Genomic DNA, 2,344 nt, shown 5'->3' on the forward strand with positions numbered 1-2,344 from the left:
GAACAGGCGCGAACAGGCGCCGACAAACGGCCGCCGCGTTCGTCCGCCCCACATAGGACCGCAGGCACTCGGCATAGGTCTTAGGCGCGGCGGGCGCGGCGGCGGCGGGCGTGGCGGTCGGAGCGGCCGTCGTCGCCACCGGACGAACCGTCTGCGGGAAAGCCGTCGTGGGCAGCGTGATCGCCAGCCCCAGGCACACGGCGATCCCGCCGGCCCAGCGCCCGGCCCGGCCGCCCCCAAGCCTGCTCAGATCCCGTGTCACTCCAGACGACCTTTCAATCGCGAGGACGATGCGCGGCCAGGGTCGGCCTGCGTCGATGCGCGGTCAAGTAGAATTGAAGCTGAACAACAACCGGTGCGCGGCGCCAAGTTGGAGGCAGACGCTCGCCTTGGCGGCGTTCGGCGCGGCGGCGTCTGCCCAAGGGACGGGCAAGCGGGCTCGGCGCCCCCGCCCGCTCTTGCCGCGCCCGTCGCGAAGGTCTGTGCTGGACCAGCCCACGCCGGGCGGGCTCAACGACAAGAGGGGTAGACCATGGATAAGCGTCAGTCGGACCAGTCGACCATCGGGCGCCGCTTCTTCCTGCGGGCGGCGGCCCTGGCGGCGGCGACGCCGATCCTCACCGAGGCCGCCCTGGCGCGCGCCGCCGACCCGGCCAAGCCCGCCTCTCCGCCCTCGGGCATGGCCCTGCACGGCCAGGGCCCCAACGTCCCGCCGCCGGGCGCGGTGCTGATCAACGCCAACGAAAACCCGCTGGGCCCGTCCAAGGCCGCCTGCGACGCGATCGCCCGGGTCGCGCCCCTGGGGGGCCGCTACGACCGCAACGGCGAGACCGAGATGCTGGCCCTGACCTTCGCCGCCCAGAACGGGCTGAAGGCCGAGAACGTGGCGGTCTATGCCGGCTCGTCCGAACCGCTGCACTACAGCGTCCTGGCCTTCACCTCGCCGACCCGCAGCTTCGTCACCGCCGATCCGTCCTACGAGGCGGGCATGTACGCGGCCAAGACCAGCCAGGCCAAGATCGTCAAGGTGCCGCTGGCCGCCGACTACGGCCAYGACGTCAAGGCGATGGTCGCCGCCGACCCGAACGCCGGCGTCATCTACATCTGCAATCCCAACAACCCGACCGGCACCACCACCACAAAGCAGGACATCGTCTGGGCGCTGGACCACAAGCCCGCCGGTTCGATCCTGCTGGTCGACGAGGCCTATATCCACCTGTCCGACACCCAGGACACGCTGGACCTGGTGGCCGCCGGCAAGGACCTGATCGTGCTGCGGACCTTCTCCAAGATCTACGGCATGGCCGGCATCCGCTGCGGCTTCGCGGTGGCGCGGCCCGACCTGCTGGCCAAGCTGGCCCCGTTCGGCCAGAACGCCATGCCGATCACCGGCTCGGCCGCCGCCCGCGCCTCGCTGGAGGACAAGGGCCTGGTCGCCGAGCGCAAGAAGATCATCGGCGACACCCGGCGCGACACCCTGGCCTGGCTGAAGGCCAATGATTACAAGGTGATAGGCGCTCCCGAGACCAACTGCTTCATGATCGACACCGGCCGCAACGGCAAATCGGTGATCGCGGCGATGAAGGCCCAGAACGTCTATATCGGCCGCACCTGGCCCATCTGGCCCAACGCCGTGCGCGTCTCGGTCGGCACGCCCGAGGAGATGGCCGCGTTCAAGACGGCCTTCAAGAYGGTGATGGACAGCAAGGCGGTGGCGATGTCGGGGCATGAAGCGGGCGGGCATCGGGCTAACCTGGGGTATTACACGACCGTCTGAGGCCGGGGACCCGCCCTGGGTCAGGGCCATCAGGCGTCGTCGGGCGAGTCGGCTTTTCGCGGCGCTCCCGAGCGGCTCGCGGCGTAGGCGGCTTCCACGGCCTCCAGCCGCAGAAGTCGCCGGCGGATCTCGCGACGGACATAGTCGACGCGCGCGGGCGTGCGCCCGCTGTCGTCCTCTCCAGTGCGCTCCCATTCCGCGCGGCGGGCGGCGCGAGCAAGCGCGCGGGTCTTGGATCGGGGCATCAGGGTCTCCTCTGGCCATGGCTTCGCCGCCTCACGCGGCGGGCCGCTGAAGTTCGGGGAGGGCTGCGGAGCGCCGGGCCAGGCCCGGAAGCTGTTTGAAGAAATACCGTTTCGACCAGGACCAACGCTCCGCGCGGTCGTTATCCGGGAGCGTCCGGCGATCGGCCCTGTTCAGGCCTCGCCAGTCTTGGCCCCCGACGGGCGGGCCGGGCTCGCGTCGCCCGGTCCCTGAACGCACGGGTCGCCCCATGCCTGTCGCGCCGCCAGCCCCTTCATCAACGCCGTATCCGTGTTCCGTGCCCGGCCGGCACCAGATGACGAG

At 70.6% G+C, this 2,344-nt stretch carries 3 protein-coding genes; 1 reads left to right on the top strand and 2 read right to left on the bottom strand.

The features are described 5' to 3' along the window. The coding region (locus AC1DZ6_RS23700; protein WP_477099559.1) for a hypothetical protein at positions 1-262 on the bottom strand (262 nt) is incomplete at its 3' end. Positions 263-532: 270 nt separating this feature from the next. On the opposite strand from AC1DZ6_RS23700, the gene AC1DZ6_RS23705 reads away from it, so the two are divergent. Next, positions 533-1,777, top strand: a complete 1,245-nt coding sequence (locus AC1DZ6_RS23705) for a pyridoxal phosphate-dependent aminotransferase (protein ID WP_477099560.1) — start codon at positions 533-535, stop codon at positions 1,775-1,777. Positions 1,778-1,806: 29 nt separating this feature from the next. On the opposite strand, the gene AC1DZ6_RS23710 is transcribed toward AC1DZ6_RS23705, so the two are convergent. Beyond that, the gene (locus tag AC1DZ6_RS23710; protein ID WP_477099561.1) at positions 1,807-2,022 is read right to left on the bottom strand and encodes a hypothetical protein; all 216 of its coding nucleotides are present in this window, start codon (positions 2,020-2,022) and stop codon (positions 1,807-1,809) included. Between the last annotated feature and the right edge of the window lie 322 nt (positions 2,023-2,344).

It is taken from the genome of Caulobacter sp. P1_B12_2, from assembly GCF_056406675.1.